20 protein-coding genes are annotated in these 26,200 nt (G+C 51.0%); 11 read left to right on the top strand and 9 right to left on the bottom strand.

What is annotated here, in order from left to right:
* Positions 1-37: 37 nt before the first annotated feature.
* Positions 38-964, bottom strand: coding sequence for a phenylacetic acid degradation operon negative regulatory protein PaaX (gene paaX / locus B6A39_RS17165; RefSeq protein ID WP_083007527.1), 927 nt, complete (start codon positions 962-964; stop codon positions 38-40).
* Between the two features lie 546 nt (positions 965-1,510).
* Here paaX and B6A39_RS17160 point away from each other — a divergent pair.
* From B6A39_RS17160 to ovoA, 4 genes are all read left to right on the top strand, one after another.
* Positions 1,511-2,029, top strand: coding sequence for an AmiS/UreI family transporter (locus tag B6A39_RS17160; RefSeq protein WP_083007526.1), 519 nt, complete (start codon positions 1,511-1,513; stop codon positions 2,027-2,029).
* A gap of 193 nt (positions 2,030-2,222) precedes the next feature.
* Complete coding sequence (locus tag B6A39_RS17155; protein WP_083007525.1) at positions 2,223-2,606, top strand: histone-like nucleoid-structuring protein, MvaT/MvaU family; 384 nt, start codon at positions 2,223-2,225, stop codon at positions 2,604-2,606.
* Between the two features lie 138 nt (positions 2,607-2,744).
* A complete protein-coding gene (locus tag B6A39_RS17150; protein WP_083007524.1) occupies positions 2,745-3,155 on the top strand; it encodes a DUF1090 domain-containing protein in 411 nt (136 codons plus the stop codon).
* A 486-nt stretch (positions 3,156-3,641) separates the two neighbouring features.
* Entirely contained in the window at positions 3,642-5,789 is a 2,148-nt protein-coding gene (gene ovoA, locus B6A39_RS17145) for a 5-histidylcysteine sulfoxide synthase (protein ID WP_083007523.1), read from the top strand.
* 6 nt (positions 5,790-5,795) lie between these two features.
* Here ovoA and B6A39_RS17140 read toward each other — a convergent pair whose 3' ends face one another.
* Positions 5,796-6,875 carry an ADP-ribosylglycohydrolase family protein gene (locus B6A39_RS17140; RefSeq protein WP_083007522.1) on the bottom strand — a complete coding sequence of 360 codons (1,080 nt, stop codon included), beginning with the start codon at positions 6,873-6,875 and terminating at the stop codon, positions 5,796-5,798.
* A 213-nt stretch (positions 6,876-7,088) separates the two neighbouring features.
* On the opposite strand from B6A39_RS17140, the gene B6A39_RS17135 reads away from it, so the two are divergent.
* Entirely contained in the window at positions 7,089-7,442 is a 354-nt protein-coding gene (locus tag B6A39_RS17135) for a hypothetical protein (protein ID WP_083007521.1), read from the top strand.
* A gap of 30 nt (positions 7,443-7,472) precedes the next feature.
* Here B6A39_RS17135 and B6A39_RS17130 read toward each other — a convergent pair whose 3' ends face one another.
* Positions 7,473-7,949, bottom strand: a complete 477-nt coding sequence (locus B6A39_RS17130; protein ID WP_083007520.1) for an NYN domain-containing protein — start codon at positions 7,947-7,949, stop codon at positions 7,473-7,475.
* A gap of 33 nt (positions 7,950-7,982) precedes the next feature.
* The gene (locus tag B6A39_RS17125; RefSeq protein WP_083007519.1) at positions 7,983-8,864 is read right to left on the bottom strand and encodes a LysR family transcriptional regulator; all 882 of its coding nucleotides are present in this window, start codon (positions 8,862-8,864) and stop codon (positions 7,983-7,985) included.
* A gap of 254 nt (positions 8,865-9,118) precedes the next feature.
* Between B6A39_RS17125 and B6A39_RS17120 the strand changes: the two genes are divergently transcribed.
* From B6A39_RS17120 to B6A39_RS17110, 3 genes are read left to right on the top strand one after another with little or no spacing between them, the layout of a single operon-like run.
* Entirely contained in the window at positions 9,119-10,282 is a 1,164-nt protein-coding gene (locus B6A39_RS17120) for a M20 metallopeptidase family protein (RefSeq protein ID WP_083007518.1), read from the top strand.
* Positions 10,283-10,296: 14 nt separating this feature from the next.
* Positions 10,297-11,721, top strand: coding sequence for a YfcC family protein (locus B6A39_RS17115; RefSeq protein ID WP_083007517.1), 1,425 nt, complete (start codon positions 10,297-10,299; stop codon positions 11,719-11,721).
* A gap of 14 nt (positions 11,722-11,735) precedes the next feature.
* Positions 11,736-12,842: a mandelate racemase/muconate lactonizing enzyme family protein gene (locus tag B6A39_RS17110; RefSeq protein ID WP_198036736.1), complete on the top strand. Its 1,107-nt coding sequence runs from the start codon at positions 11,736-11,738 to the stop codon at positions 12,840-12,842.
* Between the two features lie 224 nt (positions 12,843-13,066).
* Here the strand turns inward: B6A39_RS17110 and B6A39_RS17105 are convergent, their stop codons facing one another.
* The 3 genes from B6A39_RS17105 to B6A39_RS17095 all read right to left on the bottom strand — a co-directional run bounded on the left by B6A39_RS17105 (position 13,067) and on the right by B6A39_RS17095 (position 17,082).
* Positions 13,067-13,954, bottom strand: a complete 888-nt coding sequence (locus tag B6A39_RS17105) for a LysR substrate-binding domain-containing protein (RefSeq protein WP_083007515.1) — start codon at positions 13,952-13,954, stop codon at positions 13,067-13,069.
* Positions 13,955-14,031: 77 nt separating this feature from the next.
* On the bottom strand, positions 14,032-15,885 hold the full coding sequence (locus B6A39_RS17100; protein ID WP_269747997.1) for a TRAP transporter permease: 1,854 nt from the start codon (positions 15,883-15,885) through the stop codon (positions 14,032-14,034).
* Positions 15,886-16,041: 156 nt separating this feature from the next.
* Complete coding sequence (locus tag B6A39_RS17095) at positions 16,042-17,082, bottom strand: TAXI family TRAP transporter solute-binding subunit (protein ID WP_083007513.1); 1,041 nt, start codon at positions 17,080-17,082, stop codon at positions 16,042-16,044.
* A 424-nt stretch (positions 17,083-17,506) separates the two neighbouring features.
* Here B6A39_RS17095 and B6A39_RS17090 point away from each other — a divergent pair, with 424 nt between their 5' ends.
* Genes B6A39_RS17090 through hglS form a run of 3 tightly spaced genes read left to right on the top strand, consistent with a single transcriptional unit; the run spans position 17,507 to position 23,270 of the window.
* On the top strand, positions 17,507-18,787 hold the full coding sequence (locus B6A39_RS17090) for a 2-aminoadipate transaminase (RefSeq protein ID WP_232318731.1): 1,281 nt from the start codon (positions 17,507-17,509) through the stop codon (positions 18,785-18,787).
* Positions 18,784-21,912: a D-2-hydroxyglutarate dehydrogenase YdiJ gene (gene ydiJ / locus B6A39_RS17085; RefSeq protein ID WP_083007511.1), complete on the top strand. Its 3,129-nt coding sequence runs from the start codon at positions 18,784-18,786 to the stop codon at positions 21,910-21,912. Before B6A39_RS17090 ends, ydiJ begins: the two co-directional genes overlap by 4 nt.
* Positions 21,909-23,270 carry a 2-oxoadipate dioxygenase/decarboxylase HglS gene (gene hglS / locus B6A39_RS17080; protein ID WP_083007510.1) on the top strand — a complete coding sequence of 454 codons (1,362 nt, stop codon included), beginning with the start codon at positions 21,909-21,911 and terminating at the stop codon, positions 23,268-23,270. Before ydiJ ends, hglS begins: the two co-directional genes overlap by 4 nt.
* A 63-nt stretch (positions 23,271-23,333) precedes the next feature.
* Here the strand turns inward: hglS and amaA are convergent, their stop codons facing one another.
* A complete protein-coding gene (gene amaA / locus B6A39_RS17075) occupies positions 23,334-24,626 on the bottom strand; it encodes an L-pipecolate oxidase (protein ID WP_083007509.1) in 1,293 nt (430 codons plus the stop codon).
* A 55-nt stretch (positions 24,627-24,681) separates the two neighbouring features.
* A complete protein-coding gene (gene nhaC / locus B6A39_RS17070; protein ID WP_083007508.1) occupies positions 24,682-26,139 on the bottom strand; it encodes a Na+/H+ antiporter NhaC in 1,458 nt (485 codons plus the stop codon).
* Between the last annotated feature and the right edge of the window lie 61 nt (positions 26,140-26,200).

Raw genomic sequence — 26,200 nt, 5'->3', positions numbered from 1 at the left:
GGTATGTGGCGACTAATTCAGTGGCCTCCTTAGGCACTCATTCCAGTCCGCCGAAGCGCTGGTAGAAGCTGGGGCCGGGGGCTGGTAATGGGCCCTCGGCAGTTTCTAGGTGCCTGTCTAGCCAGTGCTCTGCGCGCTCGTAGAGCAACCGATAGAGGTTGCGACAGAGCTGATGGGCATAGCGGCCTTCCCACGCAGTAGGGAGCAGTTCGTCAGGCAGTAGGGGGTCACGTAACTGAACCTTACGATACTCGTGAATCAGCAAGGTGCGAGCAATGAAGCACTCTTCCTGCCCTAAATGGTTCTCTGCGTTGAGCGCATTCCACAGTGGGCGAAACTTAACCAGAAACCGCTGATACAGCTCGGCGAGTTCGTCGAGATTCCAGCTATCTCTGACCTGCAGGCGCAGCGGCTTACTGGTCATGGGCTCCATGGTCTGTGTCTGCATTACGATCGTATCGTCTGCCGCATCAAGCTCTTGCAAGGCCACCATGGTTTCCGCGCATGACAGCGTGGGATGTGCCAGCACGCCCTGAGCAAAACTACCGAAGCCGAGCCATTCAAGTTCATCGCGAATCTGCTGGCGACGGTCGGCTGGCAGCTGCGTCAGCAGCGCCAATGTCCACTGGCCCGACCAAGGAGGCTGGGCACCGTGATAGACACGCTTGAAAGCTTGTTCAAAACGACGCCGCCCAGGGCCACTTAACCGATAGTAGCTGCGACGACCGACCTTCTCACCGCGTAGCCAGGTTTCATGGGTCAGTCGGTAAACCGATGTACGCACCAGACGCTCATTGATTCCGATGGGCTCCACCAGTTTCGACAGACTGCCCAACCACACAGTACCGCCCCGTGGAACGATAGAGTCGCCATAGACAGTAATAATCAGTGAGCCGGCGCGAATAGGCCGACGCTTCTGGAAGTCATCAATAAGCGTAGCGACGCAGTCTGTAGCTGACGACATGGTGAACGTTGATTCCCTTTACGATGAAGTTGTCGCAAAAAACGACAGAAAATATAGCTTTTATAGAGGATTATCGTATCACGTTTTTTTGTGATTTGGCCTGCAGGGCTACCAGTGAATTATGAAGAATGATTCAGTATCGCAAAGGTCGTTGACGCTAGCATTTCGTTGCGACTTCTTATGAAGATATAACACTAATTTCAATGGTTGGTTATGCAACCCCTGTTATACTCTCCCGGCTTTTAAATAGGGTTTCTTGGTGCCATCTCGGTCTTTCTTAGCCCGCATGATGTGCTGCTATGCCTTGGCTGTCGTTTGAATAAAATGAATCGTTCCATGAAAATAAAATAAAAATAAGCAGTTACAGGTTTACACGTCGACGACCATGTTAATTGGAAGTTACTTTCTTTTTTAAAACGCTGAGGTATCTAGAGAGGAGGTATGTATAGAGAGGAGGTAGCATTTATCAAATATGCAGTGGAGCAGTAGAAAAAGAAAACTAAAAACGCCAGAAAAAATTAAAAAATAACTACAGGAATGGTTGTGATGATTTTAGGGCTTACCTTGCTATATGTCGGAGCAGTACTGTTTGTGAACGGAATATGGCTGCTGGGAAAAATTGGTGACAAAGAAGTATCTGTTATCAACATCATGGTTGGTGTGTTGAGCTTCATTATTGCTGTCTATTTGATTTTCCGAGAACCGGATAATTCTGCTGCAATTAGCACGGGGGCATTTACCTTGTTATTCGCTTTTACTTATCTTTGGGTTGGAGCTAACCAGTTTTTAAAGGCGGATGGAACAGGTCTTGGATGGTTCTGCTTTTTTGTTAGTATTACAGCAGCGTTTGTTGGAGCAAGCTCTATCGCCGATATAGGAATTAACTTTGAGCTGTGGAATACATTTAGCTGGTTTGCATGGTCTGCTTTGTGGTTCAGCTTCTTTTGCTTGCTAGCATTAGCGAAAAAAATACAGCATTCAGTTGCAATTTATACACTCTTTTGCGCAGTTTTTACGGGTTGGATTCCTGGCGTTCTGATATTATTAGGAATCATCAATACATAGCGGTTCGTTACTAAACGTAAACAATACTTAAAATTTTTTGAGAACACCCACATTATGAAATCACACGGTATATAATCGTTTAATAATTACACCTGTTCGTGAGTACGCCTGCCATGCTGAAGTAGCACTCTTAACATGTTTTACTGTGCTATCAGTATATGGCAAAGAAATTAAAAATTAAGGAGATGAATACATGGCATCAGTATTAAGCGACTACATCAAGAAAGAGCAGATGTTAAAGCAGCTACAGGAAGAGTTGCAAGCGCTTGAAAACAATAGTGAATTGAAAAAAGAGCTGGAGTTCAACGAGAAATTGCAAGCGCTTATGACAGAGCATGGCAAGCTAGCCCGCGATGTATGCGAAATGCTCGACCCATCCTATCGCTCCGCATCTGTTAAAGGCACCAAAACAAGCAGTACCGATGGCCGCAAGAAGCGCCCTTTAAAAGTGTACAAGAACCCACACACTGGGGAAGTCGTTGAAACGCGTGGTGGCAACCATAACGTCATTAAAGAGTGGAAAGCTGAATTCGGCAATGAAGAAGTGGTTAGTTGGGTGGTAGAAGAACGCGCCTAATCTGTTCATTCGTCGCTCGCATGGTTCCTCCGCGAGCGGCGGATATTTACTAGCTGGAAATGGTCCCTATATCTTTATAAGGTCGATATATTTTTTTACGCTTACCTTGTAAAGCACGTAGAGCGCTAGGAGCGAGTAATGAAAAAAACATGGCTTTGTTGTTTAAGTTTAGCTGCAACTGCAGGCGTTTTACTGCTGCCAGCAGCGCACGCAGCAGAAAGGTTGTGTGAAGATAAAGCGACTGTCTTAAGACAACAGCTGGAATACGCTCAAGCACACGATAATCAGCATCGTGTTAGAGGGTTGCAGCGTGCATTGCACTCCATCGAAGAGAACTGCACAAATGAGCAAGTGATTATAGAGGCTGCCGAAGAGGTTCTGGAGAGCCAGGAAGAGGTACGTGAACGTGAGTTAGCACTTGAGGAAGCTCTCAGAGAGGGCGACGAAGACGATATTCAGAAACGGCGTGAAAAATTAGCAGAAGAAGTACGTGAGCTTGAAGAGCACACACAGGAACTGAATTTGCTGCGGCAACGTATTAACGAATAATCTGCACCAGGCTTTAGTATAAGCTGCAGTGATGCGCTTATTCCAAGCAGCCTCTTTTTACTACCGATGAAAGGCGGCTAACGTTTTTTCATCTGTAACATTATCTTGTATTTATCCCTCCTTCTCTCCCTGCGTTTTGAATTCTGCATCAATGGCTCAGATCTCTGCATATCGATGCTGGATCAGACCTTTTCATTGCTCTTCGCATTCTTAAACAAGCATGTGTTGAAGGCAGTGATGCTTCATTAATAGGTGTGTCGCCATCCAGTGTAAAGCCTTCTTTTTATTGAAACGTAAATGTAAAAAATGCACCATGGCTAACTTTTTGTATAGCTAGGCTAGCTTTTGTACAAGTTTATGGTTTTTAATGATCATAGGTATCTGCCTCGTGCAAATGCAATTCAGCGGTGGTGATAGAGAGGCCGCCATACCTGGGCGGGGTGCGAGAAAACTCATGTTTTTAAAGATAAAAAGGTGCTCCAAGAGATGACTTCCACCAATTCCCAAGCTGGGCTGAAGGAATCGACATCATTCGGCCTTTTCCCCCGCACTGTGATGCTGGCTGGTAATGATCCTGACGCGACACGTCGGGATATTGAGACCTGTTTTACCGCGACGTTTGACCGCTATGAGTCGCTTTTTACTACATTAGTGAGCGAGGAAGCGTACGTTCGGAAGTCCATCCCTCTTAGGCATCCACTGATTTTCTACCTCGGGCATACCGCGACGTTTTTCGTCAACAAGCTAGTGCTGGCTAAACTCCTGCCCACTCGTATCGATCCCAACATGGAGTCTATTTTTGCTGTTGGCGTCGATGAGATGAGTTGGGATGACCTGAATGATGACCACTATGAGTGGCCGTCAGTCAGTGATGTCATGAGCTACCGCGACAAGGTTCGTGCGGCGGTACTCACATTGATTCGAGAGCTACCGCTTACGCTGCCAGTTGGTTGGGACAGCCCATTTTGGCCCATTGTCATGGGCATTGAGCACGAGCGGATTCACCTGGAAACGTCGTCAGTATTAATCCGTCAACAGCAGCTTCATCTGGTGACTCCCCAGAGAGAATGGGAGCCGGTGAGCATTAGCGGAGAGCCACCGGAAAACAGCCTGATCACAGTGCCAGGGGGAGGGGTAACCTTAGGCAAGTCCTTTGACGACCCTTGGTACGGCTGGGATAACGAGTACGGCCATCACAAGGCTGATGTGGATGAGTTCAAGGCTAGCCAGTTCTTGGTGAGTAACAGTGAGTTTCTTGAGTTTGTAGAAGCTGGCGGCTATTTGAGCGATACGTTTTGGTCTGAAGAAGGGTTGAGCTGGCGCAAATTTGCTAAAGCGACGCACCCCACTTTTTGGGTGTGGAAAAACGAATGGTGTCTACGCTTGATGACAGAGGAAGTAGAGATGCCTTGGGATTGGCCTGTTGAAGTCAACTTCCATGAAGCCAAAGCCTTCTGCAACTGGAAAAGTGAGCAGATCGGCCAGCCTGTTCGTATGCCAACAGAGGATGAATGGCATCGCTTGGTTGAAGAAGCCGGTGTCACCGAGCTAAATAGTGGTTCGCCCGCCAATGCCAACCTGCATCTGGATCATGGCGCTTCCTCCTGCCCAGTGACTCGTTTTCAGCACGGTCAGTGGTTTGATGTCGTGGGCAACGTCTGGCAATGGGTGGAGACCCCGACCTATCCATTCCCAGGGTTTGATGTTCATCCGCTGTACGATGATTTCACAACACCGACTTTCGACAATCAGCATAATCTGATTAAGGGCGGCTCATGGATATCGTGTGGTAACGAAACGCGTCTTAGTGCCCGCTATGCGTTTCGGCGTCATTTTTTCCAGCATGCAGGTTTCCGCTATGTGGTGTCGGATGCAGAGGTTACGCTGCCCAGCGCCTATTATGAAAGCGATGCTCGCATGGCTGAGTATGCAGAGTTTCATTACGGCGATGACTGGTTTGGCGTTGCTAACTTCCCACAAGCATTGGCCAACCGGGCGTTGGACAGCCTGTCGGGCAAGCAGAAGAAGCGCGCCCTCGATCTAGGGTGTGCCAGTGGGCGCTCCAGTTTTGAGCTGGCCCGCGAGTTTGAACACGTTGATGGCGTGGACTTCTCGGCTAACTTTATTCGCCAGGGCGTGGAGATGGCCGAGCAAAAAGTGTTGCGTTATACCCGTGTGGAAGAGGGCGAACTAGTCAGCTACCAGGAGCGTACGTTAGCGAGTCTGGGGCTGGAAGAGTCGGCGAGCCGCGTTAGCTTTCATCAAGGTGATGCATGCAATCTCAAGCCACAGTTCAGCAATTATGATCTTGTACTGGCCGCCAACCTGATCGACCGACTTTACAAGCCTGCACAGTTTCTGCAAACGATCCATCAGCGCATCAATGTAGGCGGCATTTTGATGATCGCCTCGCCTTATACTTGGCTGGAAGAGTACACGCCCAAGGAAGAGTGGATTGGTGGGTTCAAGAAAGATGGTGAAAACGTTAGCACGTTGGATGGCCTTAAAGCGCTGCTTGAACCCAATTTCCGGATGATTAGCGCCCCTGAAAAAGTGCCCTTTGTGATTCGTGAGACCATGCATAAATACCAGCACAGCCTCTCGGAAGTCACGCTATGGGAGCGTCGTGCCTAGCGAGGTTTAAAAAAGACCCTCAATGGCCCGGTTAATCGACGCATGTTCGGTTAACCGGGCAAATAAATCTTCGTCGGCTTCGCCGTTGATCAGCCCCAGTAATACACCTAGCACGGCACCTCTGTGCACGTTGTCACCGCCAATTTCTGCATTGATTTGTAAGGCCTTAAGGGGGTTCTGTTGGTGTTTGCAGGTAAGATATAGCACCGCAGGCCAGGCGTCAGTAATGTAACAGGCTGTGGATAAAATGCTTCCGACGACTTCGCGTTCGCTATATTGGCTAGCAACGAGTTTTTTCAGATCACGTTTCGATAAGCCACGTGTGCCCTGTAGTAGCATTTCCTGAACCGAGCTTTCGTGTTCGCGGAATAGTAAACCGTCGATCAGTTCAACGTAGGCGTCGCAAACCTCGGCGAGAAAGTTGTCCGGGTGTGTCAGAGCGAGATGCTGTCGGCAAAGCTTACGTGTATCTGTCAGAGAGGTGCCCTTCATACGTTCGCCAATTACCAGCGGGGCAATTGTCACTAAGCCTCCAATGGAAGGCGTATCGTGAGTCACCGCACCACACTGTTTGGGCGGCAACCCCTTATCAAGATTTGCAAAAAAGCCGCGGTGGTAAGATTCGGCGTAGGTATCCGGGTGGGCTGGTGTCTCTGCTGTCATTATGCGGATATAAGCTTGAAGGAAGGTGTCACTATTATAGTGTTGCTCTGGCGCCGCCATGGTTTTCATTAGCGCTAACGCACAGTGTGCATTGAGCGTGTTATCTCCAGGAGCCATGCCCTGGTGATAATGTACATTTGGACGATCCCAGTACGACTGCTTTCCTTTCAGAATGACACCGCCAACAATCTCAGGCTGTTGACTAATCGCTGTACGTTTGCGACCACCGCCACTGGTAGAGTGCATCGACATAATCGAGGAAGGGTGGAATTTGGGAGGCGCTTCAAATGTTTTTATCCCACCTGGAAAAGCACTATCGATATCGTGAACGTTATAGAACCAGTGCACGGGCATGGCCAGTGCATCGCCAATAAATAGGTTTTTAAGCGCGGCAGTCGCTCTTGCTAACACAGTGTGGGTCATGGGCTGGCTCTTTAGCGTTATGTTTCGCTGTGAAAATGCAGTATTAAGCAACGCAAGACATAAATTGAGCGTTAACATTACCGCGAGCCATCACGAATATAAAGTATGTACAAGAAATAGAGGGAATGGCGGGAGTACAGTCCGCCTGCGAAGCTAATACTGGCCACGCCTATAGAGATCAAAAAGACAAACAACAGTGAAGGGAGCGTCGCAATGAAATCACTTCAAAAACGCCTTGGCCTTATGGTAGCTATGCTGCTGATGGTAACTCTTATCAGCGGATGTCGCGGGCAACTAACAGTAACGGTGCCATTGAGCATATTGGTGAACAATCCAGCTGCTTTTGACGACAGGCAAATTATTACTCAGGGCGTCGTAAGGCATTTCGATGACCCTCTTCATTATTGGATTGAAGACGAAGAGCTCAATCGGGTTGAGATATTCCCCCCTCAGGAAATAGCGCCCTATTTAGATGAAAGTGTGGAGGTAGAAGGCCAGTTTCACTTCTCCCCGAATGCGGGACGGCGGCTTATCCTAACGCGGGTCGATCAGTTGCCACGCGCCTAGCGTCTGCAGCTAAGCGACGCTATTAGAAACCTAACGTAGCAAGAGTGAACGATCTATCGCTATAAACTCGCTGGCCTCATTTATTAATGAGGCTGCCGTAAGTTGGGGGACGCCATAAACCTCAACTTTTTTATCATGCTTAACGCGTATTTTGTTGACTAAAAGATCAAAGTCCCCATCGCCTGACACTAATACAATAATATCTGCTTGTTCTGCGTATTCCATTGCATCGAGAGCAATGCCAACATCCCAGTCGCCTTTCGCAGAACCGTCTGAACGTTGGATAAAAGGTTTCAGCTTTACATGAAAACCAATTGCTCTGAGTATATTTTGAAACTCCTGTTGCTTTTGGTCACCTCTGTCGATGGCATAGCAAAAAGCAGCCACAACGTCCCTGTTATTGGTTACTTTTGCCCAGAATTTGTTGTAATCAAAGTTTTTACCATACGCTTCTCGCACGGTGTAATATACGTTTTGAATATCAATAAATATCGCAACTTTTGTCATTAGATATAATCTTTTTCGTCGTTAGTGATGGAGTTAGTGTGATTCTTCGGCGAGCTGGCATAGTGTTTTTACTGCCTCTGGCTGGCGACCTTTTTGCCAAGCAAGCATGAGGTCTGTGGCTATTGGCAAGTCGTCTAATTCATAGGCGACAATGTCTTCATCCCCTAGTGCCATGATGCTTGGCATAATCGCATACCCCATTCCTGTTGCGACCAAACTGCGAATAGTGATGTCATCGCGGCACTCCTGAACAGTATTGGGTACGAAGCCTACGTTCTTAAAGCACCTATCTAATCGGTCGAAGCTGCCAGGCGTTGAGGTTCGGCTAAATCGAATGAATGGCGCATCGTGAAAATCCTTAAGCGAGGTCGGAGCAGTCGCTATGAGAGGGTGGCATCTACTGGTGAAGACCGCCATACGAAAACTGGCTAACGGATAGTAATCTAGCCGTGGTTCATCTTCTCGTTCAATGAATAGAATGCCTGCATCGAGCCTACCCGCCAGAATCGCCTCTGCCTGAGGCCCCGACAACATTGACTCCAGTGTTAACTGCGTTGATGGATAGCGTGAGCGAAATCTGCTGATAAGTGCTGTGATGCTAGGAATATAGGGATGTATGGTGCTAATCCCGAGCGAGAGGCTTTCGCGGTAGCCATTGGCAATATCGCGTGTTTTTTTCGCGACACTTTCGAGTTCTGACAGTAGACGCTGCCCGTTGGCATATAGGTAATGCCCCGCTTGGGTCAGAGATACCCCTTTGCGGTCACGATAAAACAGGACTGCCCCGATATCGGCTTCAAGTTGATGTATCTGTCGCGTCAAGGCGGGTTGAGCGATCGGTATCTGCTTGGCTGCAGACGATATCGAACCCGCTTCGACCACCGCCATAAAGTACCTTAGTTTTTTTGTGTTCATGTCCGCTCCCGATGACGTCACGATGCGCGTCTCATTTCGTACAGAAAATACAACTAAAGCCTCATCTCATAAAGGTATGACGCTATCGGGAAGAAGTATTTTATTCGTGCTAAGCGTTACAACATACTCAAAAACAATCTGGCTAAGCGTATAACGGCGTACGCAACTCATGTTGCATAAGCCTGCGTTACCGCGGACGCCAGACGGCTCATTACTTCCAGGATTTACCACTTTACAACAAGGTTTTACCTCTCATGACGTTATCAGCCATTGAGCTTGAGAAAATGATCACGTTTCGTAGGGATCTTCACCAGCACCCAGAGTTATCTGGCCAGGAGTTTATGACAGCTGAGCGTATTGCAATGACGCTACGTGACCTGGGGGTAGATGAGGTGCATGAGGGGATAGGAGGCTACGGTGTGGTCGGCGTTATCAAAAGCGCTATCACGGGTGCAACCGTTGGGCTTCGAGCCGACTTCGATGCCTTGCCACTCGAGGAAGCTAATCAGTTTTCGCATCGCTCCAGCCAGTCAAATGTAATGCATGCATGTGGGCATGACGGACATACGGCAATGCTGATGGCTGCTGCTGCACAATTGGTTAACCAGCGCCCAGCTCAGGGAACTGTCGTGTTGATTTTTCAACCTGCCGAGGAAATTGGTACTGGTGCTGAAGCGATGCTTGCGGAGGGACTCCAGGAGCGATTTTCCATCGACGCGATATTTGGACTGCACAATTGGCCAGGTGTGGACGCCGGGCGTTTTGTCATCCATGACGTCCCTCACATGGCATCAAGCGATGATTTTGAGGTGACATTCCACTCCACAGGGGGGCATGGAGCGATGCCTCACCTCACGACAGACCCCATCGTCGCGGCTAGCCTATTTACAACTGCCATTCAACATATTGTCAGTCGTAATGTTGATCCCCAGGACATTGCTGTTATCAGTCTCGGCAGCCTGCAAAGCGGCCATGCTAGCAACATTATTCCGGCGACTGCTCGGCTGACGGGTACTGCGCGCTGCTTTAAACCTGAGCTACGTAAACGTCTTGAGAGGCGGATTAACGACGTTGCAGAAGGGATTTCCAAGACAACAGGATGCGACGTCACACTCGACTACGTTCCTTCAACACCGGCGGTTTCCAACGACAGCGGTTGTGCCCAACTGTGCCGCGATGTAGTGGTGCAGCGTTGGGGGCATGAACAGCTGGTTGAGCACCCAGCCAGCATGGGAGCTGATGATATGGGGGCTTTTCTTGCGCATATTCCTGGTGCCTATGCATGGATTGGTAATGGTTCCGGGCCACAAACACCAAAACTTCACCAGCCTGACTATGACTTTAACGATGCCATTCTGTCGATTGGAAGCGACTTTCTGACAAGTGTGGCAATGCAGTTTCTCGATAACCATCAATAAACTGGGGATACCCCATGACACCTCTCGAAAAAACAATGACACACGAGAAGAGTTCACGATCAACATTTCGCTTCCCGCATATTTTTGTCGTGTTATTTAGCTTTATCTGTCTCGCTGCTTTATCAACCCACTTTCTTCAGGCGGGTAGCTATGAGCGTGTAACCAATGAGCAAGGGCGTACGGTTGTAGTACCAGACAGTTATGCGGCGGTGGAAGCGCAAGAAGCTAGCTGGTTAAGTCCGTTCATGGCGGTCTTTGAGGGGATGGGAGAAGGCAGTAGCATTATCTTCTTTATTTTTATCTCGGGTGGCGCGTTTGGCGTTCTTAAAGCAACCGGGGTATTACAAAAAGTTGTTGCCAGTATCAGTAATGCGCTTACTGGACGTGATCTCATTCTTATACCTTTACTGATGCTTTTATTTGCAATGGGGGGAGCAACTTTCGGGCTCGCAGAAGAAACAATAGCCTTTATTATTATTCTCGCACCGTTACTTCGTATGCTGGGATATGACTCTATTACGGCCGCAGCGGTACCGCTGGTAGGTGCTGGTGCCGGTTTCTCTGCAGCGTTTATGAATCCTTTTACCGTCGGCGTTGCCCAGGATATCGCTGAACTCCCTATTTTTTCTGGAATGACCCTTAGAGCCTGTTACTGGCTAATATTCGTCAGTGTCAGTATTGCTTTCGTAACGCGTTATGCGGCCAAAGTGAAAGCTCACCCCGAAGCGAGCCCTGTCTTTAATAGTGATCGCCGTCAATTTGGCAAACCGCAAGCCAATGAAGATCCAGGCGCGTTATCGGCAGCCGATAAACTCGTCCTCGCTGCTTTCGTAGGCACTATTCTCGTTATTGCCTATGGAGTGATACGCCATGGCTGGTATATCGGTGAGATGTCCGGCGCCTTTCTCTTGATGGCTATTTTGATCGGCGCATTTGCGCGTATGAATCCGAATAAAATTGCCGACCACTTTGTTGAGGGCATTCAGGAGATTGCGATGGGCGCGCTGGTAGTAGGCTTTGCCTTTGGCATCCTGGTGATTCTGAGAAACGGGAATATTCTAGATACTATTCTTTATCATCTCGAAGGACTTCTGAGCGGAATGCCCGCGGTGATTACTGCTGTATGTATGTTTTTCGTTCAACTCATCCTGAACTTCTTAGTCCCTTCTGGCAGTGGCCAAGCAGCACTAACCATGCCTTTGATGGTGCCTCTTGCAGATCTTGTGGGAGTCACCCGTCAGACGGCTGTTCTTGCGTTTCAGTTTGGTGATGGCATCTCGAATATTCTTACCCCAACGTCGGGATATTTCATGGCAGGGCTTGCGGTGGCAGGTGTGTCGTGGAGTAAGTGGATCAAATGGATACTGCCATTAGCGATTCTTCAGCTGGGTATGGCAAGTCTCATGATTACTCTGGCGCAGATCTTTTCCTGGACATAAATAAGGCATCAATAATGCGTATTAACAAAATCACGGTATATGGTGTGCGTCTTCCGCTTAAACAACCATTTAAGATTGCCTATGACACTTATCACGATATCGCCAGCCTGATTGTCAGCATCGAAACTGCTTCTGGCCAGGTTGGCTGGGGTGAAGCCGTGGTAGACCAGCATGTGTCTGGAGAGACGTATCTTGGCGCACGAGAAATCATAACCCGTGAGCTAGCGCCCTTGCTAATGGGCGCCGACGCCAGTGATATTGCGCAATTCCATCATGCTGCCAACCTTAAAATTCGCCATAACCCCTCAGCGAAAGCAGCTCTCGATATTGCGCTTCACGACTTGGTGGCGCGTGAGTGCGGAAAGCCGCTTTATGCGCTGCTAGGTGGGCGTAGCCATGCTAGATTGGAACTTCCATACGTTATCAGCATGTTAGCGCCGGAGGAGATGGCGCGTCAGGCGAAAGAGGCTGCTCGACGCGGTTATCAGTCCATCAAAATCAAACTGGGAGATACGCCGGAACATGATATTGAGCGGATTGCACGTGTTAGAGAGGCGCTAGATCGATCGATTGCGTTGCGTGTGGATGCCAATCAAGGATGGAGTGCTAAGCAAGCGCTTCAGGTCATTCGGCATGCAGCGCCCTATCAAGTGGATTGGTTTGAGCAACCCGTCGCTATGGAGAATCTCGCCGCCATGGCCCGTGTGACTCAGTCAACTGATGCCATGATTATGGCTGATGAGCCTATTCATGGTGTTAAAGAGATGTTGGATGTGATTCAACTAAACGCTGCTGACATGGTTAACATCAAGTTAATGAAATCCTCTGGCCTACGTCCTGCTATGGCGATGGCAGAGGTCGGGATGGCGGCTGATATACCCTGCCAGATAGGCTCTATGGTGGAGTCCTCGATCGCGACGCTCGCGGGTGCCCACTTAGCGCTGGCGCATCCCAATATTATTGCGAATGACTTGGTGGGGCCTGCCATGATTGGCGAAGATGTTGCCCAGATGCCGGGAGATGAAACGCATATTGTGTTGGATGATTCACCTGGACTTGGCGTGACTATCGACAAGAGTCGAGTGCGGGATCTCAGCGAATTTGTCGACACCATTGACTGACCTAAGGTGTACTCTCGGGTGGGAGTGACGTAAAAAAGATGTTTTCTTCTTTGGTGCTTCTGCCCGATAGTTATCAATGCTGTTATAAAATCTCAAGCGTATGAACATATAAACATATTAATAGCGCTAAGCTTTTAATAGGGATTAAATGAGGTAATTGTTTGGCACAAAGCAATGGCTAGTTGTTTAGCTCAAACATAGCAGAGCGTAGTACTGTGCCAGTATCAATCACTAAACTGGGTAACATGCTCTACAAAGCGCCGCACTTTGGCGAGTTCCCCCAAGTGTTCAGGGTAAACAAGATAATAAGCACTCTCGCTGAGCAACCGATATGGCCAAGCGACGGTCAGTCGGCCACCTTCCAACTCTTCATCGACGGTAAAGTGAGGTACTAGCGCGACCCCACCGCCTGCCATTGCCGTTCGCACCAGCATAGGAAAGGTCTCGAAGCGGGTGCCATGATAGCTACGGTCAGTGATGATCTCTTGGTTTGCAAACCAATGGTGCCATGCGTCAGGGCGTGTCGAGAGGTGAAGTAGCGGTAGTTGTGTTAAGTCATCCACTGACTGGATGGGGTGCCGAGCGAGTAATTCAGGGGAGGCAACAGCGACCATATCCTCATCAATAAGCTTATGGCAAGCAAGGCTTGGCCAACTTCCATGTCCATAAAACAGAGCAATATCGATATCTTGCTGCTCAAGATCGAAATCTTTTACGCGGTCATGAAACTCCAAACTAATGCCGGGATTGGCGGCCAGAAAGGTAGGTAACTTATTGGCTAGCCAACGGCTACCGAAGCTAGGTAATGTGGCGATTTTAAGAACCTCGCTATTACCGCTGTAGGTCATTATCGCTTGTGTCGACATCTCAATTTGAGTGAGCACTTTACGAACGTCACTTAAAAAAATGGCACCTTCAGGGGTTAGCAGTAGGCTGCGTCGCACGCGACGAAATAGCTTGTGTTGCAAGGTGGTTTCGAGGTGCGCGACTTGTTTACTGACAGCACTTTGTGTGAGGTTTAGCTCGTCTGCTGCTCGAGTAAAACTCATATGGCGTGCGGCTGCTTCAAAGCATTGCATAGCCGCCGTAGAAGGAAGATTACGTGATGCCAAACCTGGCGCTCCTGATGACCTGAAAGCCGCCCCGGCGACTAAGCGCCGGGGGGAAGCTAGGCTTTTATAATGGCTCATTAGGCGAGCGTCGTGGCCTCCTGATATTTATCAGGTCGACGCGATTGAAGCCAGCCCACTGTCACCATGGCAAGTAAGCCCAAACCGCTGGTTAGCAGCTCAGGAACCACCATGGCAAGCCCTGCGACTAACAGTACCAGACGCTCCCAGAAGAAGGAATCGCGCACAAAGTAGCCGAGTAGTGCACTGCTGACGCCCATAATCCCTACGAGTGAAAAGAACAACGCGCTTAAAAGACCTAGCAGCGTAGGTTCGACTAATACCAGCACAGGATTATAAATGAAGGCATAAGGAATAATAAACGCACCAATCGCCAATTTAACCGCCGTAAAGCCGGTCTTCATCGGGTTGGCTTGTGCAATGCCCGCACCTGCGAACGCGGCTAAACAAACGGGAGGTGTAATATCGGCGATAATGCCGAAATAAAAGACAAACAAGTGCACTGCCATTGGCGGAAGGCCGAACTCATTAATAAGCGCTGGTGCGGCAATCGTAGCAGTAACCACATAGTTTGCCGTTGTGGGTAACCCCATGCCCAAAACAATACAAGCAATCATCGTGAACAACAGCGCAAGTATCAAAACGCCATCAGCCAGACTAATAATACCAGCAGCAAATTTTGACCCCATTCCTGTCATGCCTACCACGCCAGCGATAATGCCAGCGCAAGCAACTGCAGCGATCACTGGCAGTGCCACGCGCGCGCCTTTTTCAAAAATAACCACTATATCTTTTAACGAAGGGCGTGTTTCTTTGCGCGCCAAACTGACAGCAAACGCACATGCGATACCCAGTAGCGCTGCTCGCTGAGCGGTAAAGCCAACGCTAATAGTCGTAATAATGACGAGCAAAGGCAGCAACATGTAGCCTTTTGACAGTATGAGCTTACGTTTGCTGGGCAATTGATCTTTGGGAAGGCCGAGAATGCGATGACGCTTGGCTTCGAAATGAACCCCGATAAAAATACCCGCAAAATAGAGAATGGCGGGAATCAGTGCCGAGAACATGATTTCGCGGTAAGAGACGCCCACGTATTCCACCATGATAAAAGCCGCCGCGCCCATTAAGGGGGGCATGATCTGACCGCCGGTAGAGGCTGACGCTTCGACGGCTCCTGCTACTTCGGGCTTGAAGCGGGCATTTTTCATCATAGGAATGGTGAAAGAGCCAGAAGCCACAGTGTTGCCGATAGAGCTTCCCGAAATCATACCCTGAAGCGAACTTGCTATAACGGCGGCTTTGCCAGCACCACCCGTAAAGCGTCCGGTTAATGCAAAGGCTAAGTCATTAAAGAATCGCCCGACGCCGGTATGCATCAGAACAACACCGAAAAACAAGAATAAGAAGATAAAGCGCGCTGATATTTGCAAGGGCGTGCCAAAAACGCCGCTTTCCCTAAACCATAGGTAAGGAGACACCTGCTCAAGAGAGAAGCCAGGATGGGAAAGCAAAGGGCTTGGGATCAGGTTGCCAAACAGCGCATAAAGAATTGCCAGCGTGGCCATGACAACGATTGGCATACCAACGGTACGGCGAGTTGCTTCTAGTACAAACAGCACGCCGAGTGCGGCAATCGTTAGATCAAAAGCTGAATAGCCCGTGACCCTTGCACGCAGGACTTCTTCATAAAACAGGATTTTATAGTAGGCAGCAAAAGTTGCTGCGAAGGCGAGTAGTACGTCGTACCACGGCACTCCATTGCGCCTGCCTGCGCCTCGCGTTGCAGGGAATAGAATAAAGATCATCCCCAAAGCAAGCCCTAAGTGGACGGCGCCTTGCTGCTGTGACGGTAGCGTACCAAAATAAGCGGTATAGAGATGAAAACACGTCAGTGATACACCCATTAGGGTGATCAGCCATCCCCACTTGCCTAGCTGTAGTGCGGAACGTACTTGTGACTCACGATCATACTTTTCTAACAGCGCCGCTTCGTCAGGAGTTTTTTTTTATCCACGATTAAACCTCATGCATATAACGCCGCTGGCTCAGCCAGCGGCGAAAAGGGAACATCAATCGGTTAGGTCACTTAGGCTCTCAATGTTGGAGCGTTCACGGGTGACGATCTGAATGACTTCAGGGTAGATGTGTCCGATAAAGGCAACGTTATCAATAGCACCACTTTCGAACTCACCGCTGCCTGCTATGGCATCTTGTGCGGGTGCGTGTACGGTCATTCCGAGATCCATACCGTTATCACGGATGCTCACTAAGTTTTCGATTGAAGCGCCAGTTTCAATATTGGTGAAGTTATGGTTTTCCAGGTAACGGTTCCAAATAGTGGCCATCTCACCGCCCAGTGGGTAGTAAGTGCCGCCTTGGCTACCGGTACCTAAAATAAATTCTTCTTTGTCTTCAGTTTCGCCAAGCTCAGCGACCGGGTTATCTACGGTTAGGCCTTGCTCTTCGTAATATTTTTTAGCACCGGGGTGAATGGGCAAACCTTCTGAGCCATTCAGTGCATTTTCAAGGGTAATAAACGCAGATTGAGAATGCGTGTTTTCTTCAGCATGCTCATGCATTAAGCGCGCTAGTTCATAACCTAGGTCTTCATCAATCGTATTCGTGTTGCCAACTAAAATGGCATAAGCCGTAATAGTATTTACATCTTCATTTTGAAAAGCATAGCTATTAGCAGGAATCGTAAAGCGCTGATAGGCACTATTCTCTTCAATATAGTCAATAGCGTCATCGCTTAAACTGATCAGACGTGCATCGCCACTCGAGGCTTGTAAGTTCTCAATGCTGCCAGAAGGCAAACCAAGAATGCCGATAGAAATATCAATGTTGCCATCTTGTACGCCATCGAGTGCAGCACCAAACCCTTCTTGATAGGTATTGTACTTGTCGCTACCAATACCATAGGCATCAAAAAGTAGTTGAGAAACGCTTTGAGTGGTGCTGGCAGGAGGGCCAATAGCGATATTAGGTTTGCTCTCGCCACCACAGCCCGCCAGCAGAAGAGTAGCGCCTACGCCGCATAGCATTTTTGGTGATAGCACTTTTGTGGATAGCACTTTTGTTGGAAACACGTTAGAGGGAATGTTTTTCATATTAACTCCTGCTAATTAAATTATTTATAATAAAATTATGCTTAGCAATTTTCGCAATCCGACTGTCTGGGGATCGATCAGTGAAAAATGTCGCGAAAAAGATAGCTGGCTATTGTTCACGTATGCAGCTCGACAGACAAAAGAAATTAAGTTGCGTACGCATTCCATTTTGTCATGCCAAAGGCTTTTAAGAAATCCCTTAAGTAATCAATAATTTGTGCTTATTATCTGCATGGCCAGCACGACGTTTTCTTTTTATAGTCTGCCTATTGGAATATGTGCTAGCAATGAGTGGGCTATGCTGGGCGGCGGATGATTATGCTTCTGATCAAGTGTTCACACCCAATGCATTCCTGCTTGGCATGTATTTAGCGTTTTTTTTCGTTTGTGATCTGCCATATGAACCTGTTTGATAAGGGAACACATGGTCATTTCAGGAGCGTTTTCGACGATGGATCTTCCCAACGTCAGTAGTGCATTAGGCATCCTTCATCCCGTTTGTATTACCAAAGGGCGTAATGCAGAGGTATGGGATGAGGCGGGGCAGCGTTATATCGACTTTATTGGCGGTATTGGCGTGCTTAACTTGGGGCACTGCCATCCAGCGGTGGTCGAAGCCGTTAAAGCCCAGATCGATACCCTTATGCATTCAGCGTTTAATGCCGTGCCTCATCGTGGCTACCTCTCAGTTGTCGAGCGTCTTGACCAGTTTGTGCCCGTTTCTTATCCGCTGGGATGCATGCTGACAAACAGTGGAGCGGAAGCGACCGAAAATGCTCTGAAAGTGGCCCGTGGCGTTACGGGTCGCCAAGGCGTAATTGCCTTTGACGATGCTTTCCATGGACGCACGCTGGCAGCACTCAATTTGAACGGTAAAGTTAAGCCCTATAAAGCAGGCTTGGGCGCGCTGCCTGGCCCGGTTTATCACGTGCCGTTTCCTAGTCAGGACAGTGGGGTATCCGCTGAGCAGTCGCTGGCTGCCCTAGAGCGCGTATTTGACGTGGAAATTGCTCCCAGTGAAGTGGCTTGTGTCGTCGTTGAGCCCATTCAAGGGGAAGGCGGTTTTCGCTTACTTTGCCCCCAGTTTGCCAAAGCGCTGCGGGCAATCTGCGATCAGCACGGCATTTTATTGATTTGTGACGAAATTCAATCGGGCTTCGGGCGAACCGGTAAACGTTTTGGTTTCAGTCACCTCGGTATCGAGCCCGACCTGCTTCTGTTGGGGAAAAGTATTGCCTCGGGCCTCCCTCTTGCGGCCTTGGTAGGGCGTAAAGCGTTAATGGATGCCTTACCCAAAGGCGCGTTGGGAGGCACCTATTCAGGCAATGCGGTCGCGTGTGCAGCTGCATTGGCAGTGATGGATGTCATGCAAGACGAGGCGCTAAGTGAATGGGGTAATGCCCAAGAAGCGGCGATTGTAAATGCTTATCAGCGCTGGAAGGCCAGCGAGCGTTTCCCGATGGTAGGCGCTATGACTGGTGTTGGCGCTATGCGCGGCATCGTCTTTGAAGACACCGAAAACGCCACGGGTGCGGAGCACTTAGCTAACCTGTTGGTAGCCGGTCGTGATGCCGGTGTCTTATTAATGCCCAGTGGCCGCAAACGTAATGTCTTACGCTTATTACCGCCATTGACCACTGAACCAGACGTCATGGCAGAAGGGCTAGGGCTCATCGAGCACGCGCTGGAGACGCTCAAAGCATGATCGCAATGGTCAGCGAAGTGGCAGTGCGACGTGGCTATGTGGCGTTTCTCGACGCCTTGCGCGCCCGTGGCTTTGAAGGCGAGATTGCCCCTGACTATGCCAACCGCACGGTGCTGGCAACGGATAACTCTATTTACCAGCGTCTGCCTCAGGCGGCGGTGTTTCCTAAGCACGCGGAAGACCTGGAACGCCTTGCCAAGCTGGCTGCTGAGCTGCCCCACCGCGATATCGTGCTCACGCCTCGGGGCGGCGGCACCGGTACCAACGGCCAGTCGTTGACCGACGGCATCGTGGTGGACGTTTCCCGCCATATGAACCAGATCCTATCGATTGATGTAGAGGCACGGCGGGTGCGCGTTCAGGCGGGCGTGGTGAAGGATCAACTCAACGCGGCGCTGAAGCCCCATGGGTTGTTTTTTGCCCCGGAGCTGTCTACTTCTAACCGTGCCACCATCGGCGGCATGATCTCCACCGATGCCAGCGGCCAGGGCAGCTGCGAGTACGGCAAAACCCGTGACCATGTGCTGGAACTGGACACGGTTCTGCTGGGGGGGCAGCATCTGCATAGCCGCGCGCTTAGCGCTGAAGAAGAACAGGCTGAGTGCCAACAAGAAGGCATCCTTGGTCGCGTGCACTCCACCGCCGCTGAGATTATCGACCAGCAGCGTGAGCTGATTGAGGCGAAATTTCCGCCGCTCAACCGCTGCTTAACCGGCTACGATCTGGCGCACCTGCGGGAAGCGCAAGGCCAGCTGAACCTGAACAGCTTGCTGTGTGGTTCGGAAGGCTCGTTGGGCTTTTTGAATGAAGCGGTATTGAACGTGCTGCCGATTCCCCAGCACGCCACTTTGATCAATGTGCGTTACTCCAGCTTTATGGACGCGCTGCGCGATGCCAAGGCATTGATGGCCAGCAGCGCTCGGCCCACCTCGATTGAAACCATCGACGACACCGTGTTGCAGCTGGCCATGGAAGACTTTGTCTGGGACAGCGTAGCTGAGTTTTTCCCCGCCACCGGCAGTACGCCGATTTGTGGCATTAACCTGATCGAGTTTAATGACGATGATCCTGAGCGCTTGGCGGAACGGGTACAGGCGTTCACTGACCATTTGAGCCAAGACGCTACCGTTGAGCGCTTAGGCTACACCCTGGCGGAAGGTCGTCCGCAGATCCAAAAAGTCTACGCCATGCGCAAACGCTCAGTGGGTTTGCTGGGCAATGTGCAGGGCGAGAAACGCCCGATTGCCTTTGTAGAAGACACCGCCGTACCACCGGAGCACTTGGCTGATTTTATTACTGAGTTTCGCGCCGCGCTGGATGCCCGAAAGCTCTCCTACGGGATGTTTGGCCATGTCGATGCGGGGGTGCTGCACGTGCGCCCGGCACTGGATATGAAAGATCCCGAGCAGGAAAAACTGATTCGTGAGATTTCCGATGAAGTGGCAGCCCTGACCCAGAAGTATGGCGGGTTGTTATGGGGGGAACACGGCAAAGGCGTGCGCTCAGAGTACGGCCCCAGATTTTTTGGTGAACTCTACCCCAGCCTGCAGCGCGTCAAAGCCGCGTTTGATCCGCATAACCAGCTAAACCCCGGCAAAATCGCGTCTCCCGCCGAAAGCAATAACCTGATTGCCAAAGACAGCGACCCTGAACTGTTAACGATTGATGGCGTCACCCTGCGCGGCCAGTTAGATCGCACCATTGATGAACGTGCTTGGCAGGCCTATGACGCGGCGGTGTATTGCAACGGCAACGGTGCCTGTTACAACTACGACCTTGATGACCCCATGTGCCCTTCCTGGAAGGCTACCCGTGACCGTGTGCATTCGCCCAAAGGCCGTGCCAGCTTGATGCGTGAGTGGCTGCGTCTGCAGTCCCAGGCAGGGATCGATGTGGTGGAAGAGTCGCGCAAAAAGAAAACCGAAAACGGCTGGGGCTTTATTAAACGCTTTCCACTGCGCGTTGCCAATACGCTCAGCCGTAAGCAACACCACGACTATTCTCACCAAGTTTACGATGCCATGGCGGGTTGCTTGGCGTGTAAATCCTGTGCAGGCCAGTGTCCGATTAAGGTCAATGTGCCGCAGTTCCGTTCGCAGTTTTTAGAGGTCTACCACGGCCGCTATTTACGCCCGCTGCGCGATTACATCATCGGTGGCACCGAATTCATGTTGCCAACCCTTGCCAAGGTTGCGCCGCTGTATAACGCCCTACTCAACCAGCGCTGGGTAGATAGCCTGATGCGTAAAGGGCTTGGAATGAGTGACTCCCCACAGCTATCCCGTGCCAGCGTGAAAAAGCAGTTGCGCGCCTGGGGCGTTGCGGAAGCCACGCCCACCTCGCTGGTACTGCTTACCGAGCAGCAGCGCGCTAACAGCGTGATTATTGTCCAGGATGCGTTCACCAGCCACTTTGAAGCCAAGCTGGTGATGGACGTGGTGGAACTGCTGTCGCGGCTGAATCTGCGAGTGTTTGTGATGCCATTTTCTGCCAACGGCAAACCGCTGCAGGTGCAGGGCTTTTTAGGCGCCTTTGAGCGCACAGCGGAAAAACAGGCCAAGCGCCTGCGGGCGTTGGCAGAGTTCGACGTACCGATGGTAGGGATCGACCCCGCCATGACGCTGACCTACCGCCAAGAATACGTCAAAGCCCTGGGGGCCGAGCAGGTCCCCGAGGTGTTGATGCTGCAAGAGTGGCTGGCCACCCGCATTAACACGCTAGCGCCTAGCCAGCTGAACTTAACCGATCCTGGCTTTAAGCTGCTGTCCCACTGCACCGAAAAAACCAACGCACCGGGCAGCCCCAAGGCCTGGCAGCAGGTGTTTGCGGCGTTTGGCTTAGAGCTTGAGCTGATGGCGACCGGCTGCTGCGGTATGTCCGGCACTTACGGGCATGAAACCCGCAATGTCGAAACGTCGAAGACGATCTACGCCCAATCCTGGCAGCCCCAGGTGGAAGCCGAGGAAAACGCGGGCAAGCTGCTCGCCACCGGCTACTCCTGCCGCAGCCAGGTGAAGCGCTACTCAGCACAAACATTGCACCACCCGCTTCAGGCGCTATTGGCGCAATTGACGTCGGTATCTCATCCTTATCCCAACAATATGCAAGAGAGAGCAACGAAATGACTCAACCGAACCTTCTTTCAACCAATGATGTTCGCGACCGTTTCTCTAAGGCGATGTCGGCCATGTATCAAGCTGAAGTGCCGCAGTACGGCACGCTGCTTGAACTTGTCGAGCGCGTTAATCAAGAAACGCTTAGTCAGCAGCCCGAACTTCATCGCCGCTTGGAGGCACAGGGTGAGTTGGCGCGTTTGAGCGTAGAGCGCCACGGAGCCATACGCGTAGGAACCGCTACAGAGCTTTCCATGCTGCGCCGCCTGTTTGCCGTGATGGGCATGTATCCGGTCGGTTATTACGACCTTTCTGAAGCAGGCGTGCCGGTTCACTCAACCGCCTTCCGGCCCATCGACGATGACGCGTTGGCGATGAACCCTTTCCGCGTTTTTACCTCGCTACTGCGTTTAGAGCTTATTGAAAGCGAGGCGCTGCGCCAGCGTTCGGAAGAAATTCTGGCTAAGCGCGATATCTTTACCCCAGGGGCGCGCGAACTTATTGAGCGCCATGAAACCCAGGGGGGACTCACCAGCGAAGAGACCGACCAGTTCGTCAAAGAAGCACTGGAAACCTTCCGTTGGCATCAGGATGCGACGGTCGATCTGGAGACTTATCAGGCGCTACATGATGAGCACCGTTTGATTGCCGATGTAGTGTGCTTCCGTGGGCCGCATATTAATCACCTGACGCCACGCACCCTGGATATCGACGAAGTACAGCGCCGCATGCCGGAGATGGGCATGAACCCCAAAGCCGTCATTGAAGGGCCGCCGCGTCGTGAATGCCCCATTTTGCTGCGCCAAACCAGCTTTAAAGCGTTGGAAGAATCAATCCGCTTTGCCGGTGACGCGCAAGGTACTCACACCGCTCGCTTTGGTGAAATTGAGCAGCGTGGAGTGGCGCTAACACCGAAAGGCCGTGCGCTTTACGACCAGTTGCTTACTGAAGGCCGCAAGCAAACCGCAGGCTTGGATAACGACGCACACCAAACGGTTATGCAAAACGTCTTTGCCAAGCTCCCTGATAACGACGAAGCCATGCGCCGTGCGGGGCTAGCGTATTTTCACTATCATCTGACCGAAAAAGGTCAGGCCGCTAACGACGCTGGTAGTGCTGATATTGAGGCGTTAATCGCCCAGGGCTTGGTAGAAGCACAGCCGATTACCTATGAAGACTTTCTGCCGGTCAGTGCGGCGGGTATTTTCCAGTCGAACCTAGGCGGAGCAGAGAGCGAAGCTTACGCGGGTAATGCCAATCGCGATGCCTTTGAAGAAGCATTGGGTGCCCAGGTGACAGATGAGCTATCGCTCTATGCAGAGCGCGAAAATGCCTCTAAAGCGAAGGTGCTGGCAAGTTTGAAAAGCTAATCAGTCGTTTATAAAGAACGGCAGCACAGGAATGTGCTGCCATTTTGTTACGTAGTAATGCTCCTAGATCAGCACCCGTAGACACTGACCTGCATGATATAGCGAGAAACCGCCTTCATAGGCACAGCTCCACAGCGGGCGTGCTTTGATGGGTTTGGGCTGCGACAGCGGCAGCGGAAGCAGGCTGTCATCATCGTTTGCAATGTAATGGGCAAAACCTTGGCCGACCACCGTGCCGGTAGTAATGCCGCGTCCGTTATAGCCAGTGGCTGACAATATTCCAGGGGCCGGTTCAAAAATACGTAAGGTATGGTCCGGTGTGAACGCGACCTTACCTGTCCAGGTGTATTCCCAGCGAACGTTGCCAAGCTCAGGGAAGTAATGATTTTTTATGGTATCGGCCCAGCGAGTTAAGTAAGCCAGCGGCTTGCCTTCACCTTTTCCCAGGCTGCCCAACAGTAAGCGGCCTGCCTTATCCCGCCGAATGCTGCTAAGTACCGTCCGAGTGTCCCAAGCGCCTTGCTTCTCTGGCAGTATCGCATCGGCGGCTTCGCCCGTCAGGGGTTCTGACGCCAGTTGGTAATAGTGGCCGGTAAAGAAGTGTTGGCGAACTTGATTCCAGTGGTCTTCGGTATACGCATTGGTCGCCATGACGACTTTGTTCGCGGTCACGCTGCCGTCTTGAGTTAACACCCGCCAGCGGTCTTCTTGTCGCTCGATGCCTGTTACGGGGCTTTGGCAGTAGAGAGTGGCCCCTAGGTTTGCAGCAGCGCGAGCGAGACCTCGCGTATAGGCACAGGGGTTGATAGTACCCGCGCGCTTATCAAGCAGCGCGGTATGTATCTGAGCGGTTCCTGTCATACGCTCGCACTCTTCGCCTTCCAATAAGGTCACCGGCGCCCCACGGTTTTGTAACTGGTCGCGGCGGCGTGTGAGCTCTTGGCAGCCTTTGGTGTTATGGCCAAGGTGCAGGGTGCCTGTGCGCGTTGCATCGCATTTAATGGCATAGCGCTCAATAATGTCGAATACCTTTGATGGCGCGCTGCCCAAAATAGTATTAACGCGCTCACCTTTTTCTTCACCTAGCGCGGCCACGATGTCATCGGGTGGAATCCAAAGCCCAGCATTAACCAGACCAACATTGCGGCCTGAACCCCCCGTGGGGATATCTCCCGCCTCCAGCAAGATGACCTTGATGCCTTTTTCGGCCAAATGTAACGCGGTGGACAGACCTGTAATACCGCCACCAACAACACAGACCTCGGCCTCTTCCTGGTTCGCTAACGCAGGGTATTGTACTGGGGCTTCCGCGCTCGTTTGCAGCCAAAGGCAGCGCTCGGAGAGGGTCGTTTGCATCTTATAGTACCTCCTGAAAAGAAGCGCAGGTCGGCCTATGGCCGACCTTGTATGGCTATGAAGTAGGTTGGGAGGAGTAGGTGGTTTGAGGCGTATGGGGCGAGTTTTCAGCCTCGTCCTCGGAGGATTCACGAGGAATAAAACGTCCGGTTAGCGCCCACAGCAAGCCGAATAAAGGGGATAACCAGCAAGCGAAGGCGAAGGGCGCATACGCTAGCGTGGGTACGCCAATCGTCGAGGACACAAACCCACCGCCCATGTTCCAGGGAATTAATGGAGAAGAGAGCGTGCCATTGTCTTCAATGGTGCGTGACAGCGTCGAAGTCTTATAGCCCATAGCTTGATACTGGCCTTTCAGCAAGCGACCGGGCAGCACCAGCGTTGTATAAACATCGCCAATAATAGTGCTTACCGCCAGTGTTGTGCCGGCGCTTGTTGCCACTAAGCTGAAGCGACCTTTAATGAGCCGCATGAGCTGCTTAATAATCGCATCAACGGTGCCATAGGCTTCCAGCATGCCAGCAAAACCCAGCGCGAAGAACGTAAGCGTTACGACCCAGGTCATGGAGAGCACACCGCCACTGCTGAGCAGAGCATCAATCGCCGGATTACCGGTATCGCTGCTAAAGCCATTTTGCATGGCATCAAACACGGCATGTACGGTCTCGCCCTGAACGCCGATGGCCACTAAGCCGCCTATCGCAGCGCCAGTGAAAATAGTTGGGAAAGGTGGGAATTTGGCAAGCGCTAAACCGATCACAACAAAAGGCGGGATCAACGTTACCCAGGAGAGCGTAAAGGTGTCATCAAGTGCCTGACGGAACGTTGCAATATCGGTACTTCGTTCAAGCTGGCCGCCATAGCTAGTCCCGAGCCATAAATAAAGCACCAGCGCGACGATCATGGCGGGCACCGTGGTGGCCATCATGCTGCGTATATGGCTCCATAAATCGGTTTCACATACGGCAGGGGTTAAGTTGGTAGTCTCTGATAAGGGCGACATTTTATCGCCAAAGAACGCACCGGATACCAGCGCCCCGCCCGTTAGATACATGGGAATGCCCAGCCCTTCCCCGATGCCCATTAGGGCAAGCCCGAGTGTTCCTACTGTGCCCCAGGATGTGCCTGTGGCAAGGGATACCAAAGCACTAATGACGCACGTCGCGACAAGGAAGTAAGAGGGTGAAACCAGCTGAAAACCGTAATACATCAGCGTGGGAACGGTGCCGGAAAGAATCCAGGTGCCAATCACCATACCGACCGCTAATAGAATAAAAATAGCGGGCATCCCCAGCTTAACCACCTCAAGCATGGAGGCTTCCATTTTTTGCCAGGGTACGCCACGGATGCGTCCGCACAGGGCACAAATCATTATCCCGAAGGCTAAAGGAATATGTGGGGTAAAGTCAGAGAAGATAAAAAATTGCAGAATTAGAATGGCGGTAGTGGCCAGCAGCGGTAATAGCGCCATCGCGAGGCCCGGCGTCGGGCCGATTTGGACATCGTCACGCATACATCACCTTAATTTTTTTATGTTTTTAGTAAGGGCCCTGCAGGGAAGGGCCCTTATAGAG

It is taken from the genome of Halomonas sp. GT (genome assembly GCF_002082565.1).
Lineage (GTDB): Bacteria > Pseudomonadota > Gammaproteobacteria > Pseudomonadales > Halomonadaceae > Vreelandella.
The sequence above is the reverse complement of the archived record's forward strand: the minus strand, read 5'-3'. Positions and strand labels throughout refer to the sequence as shown.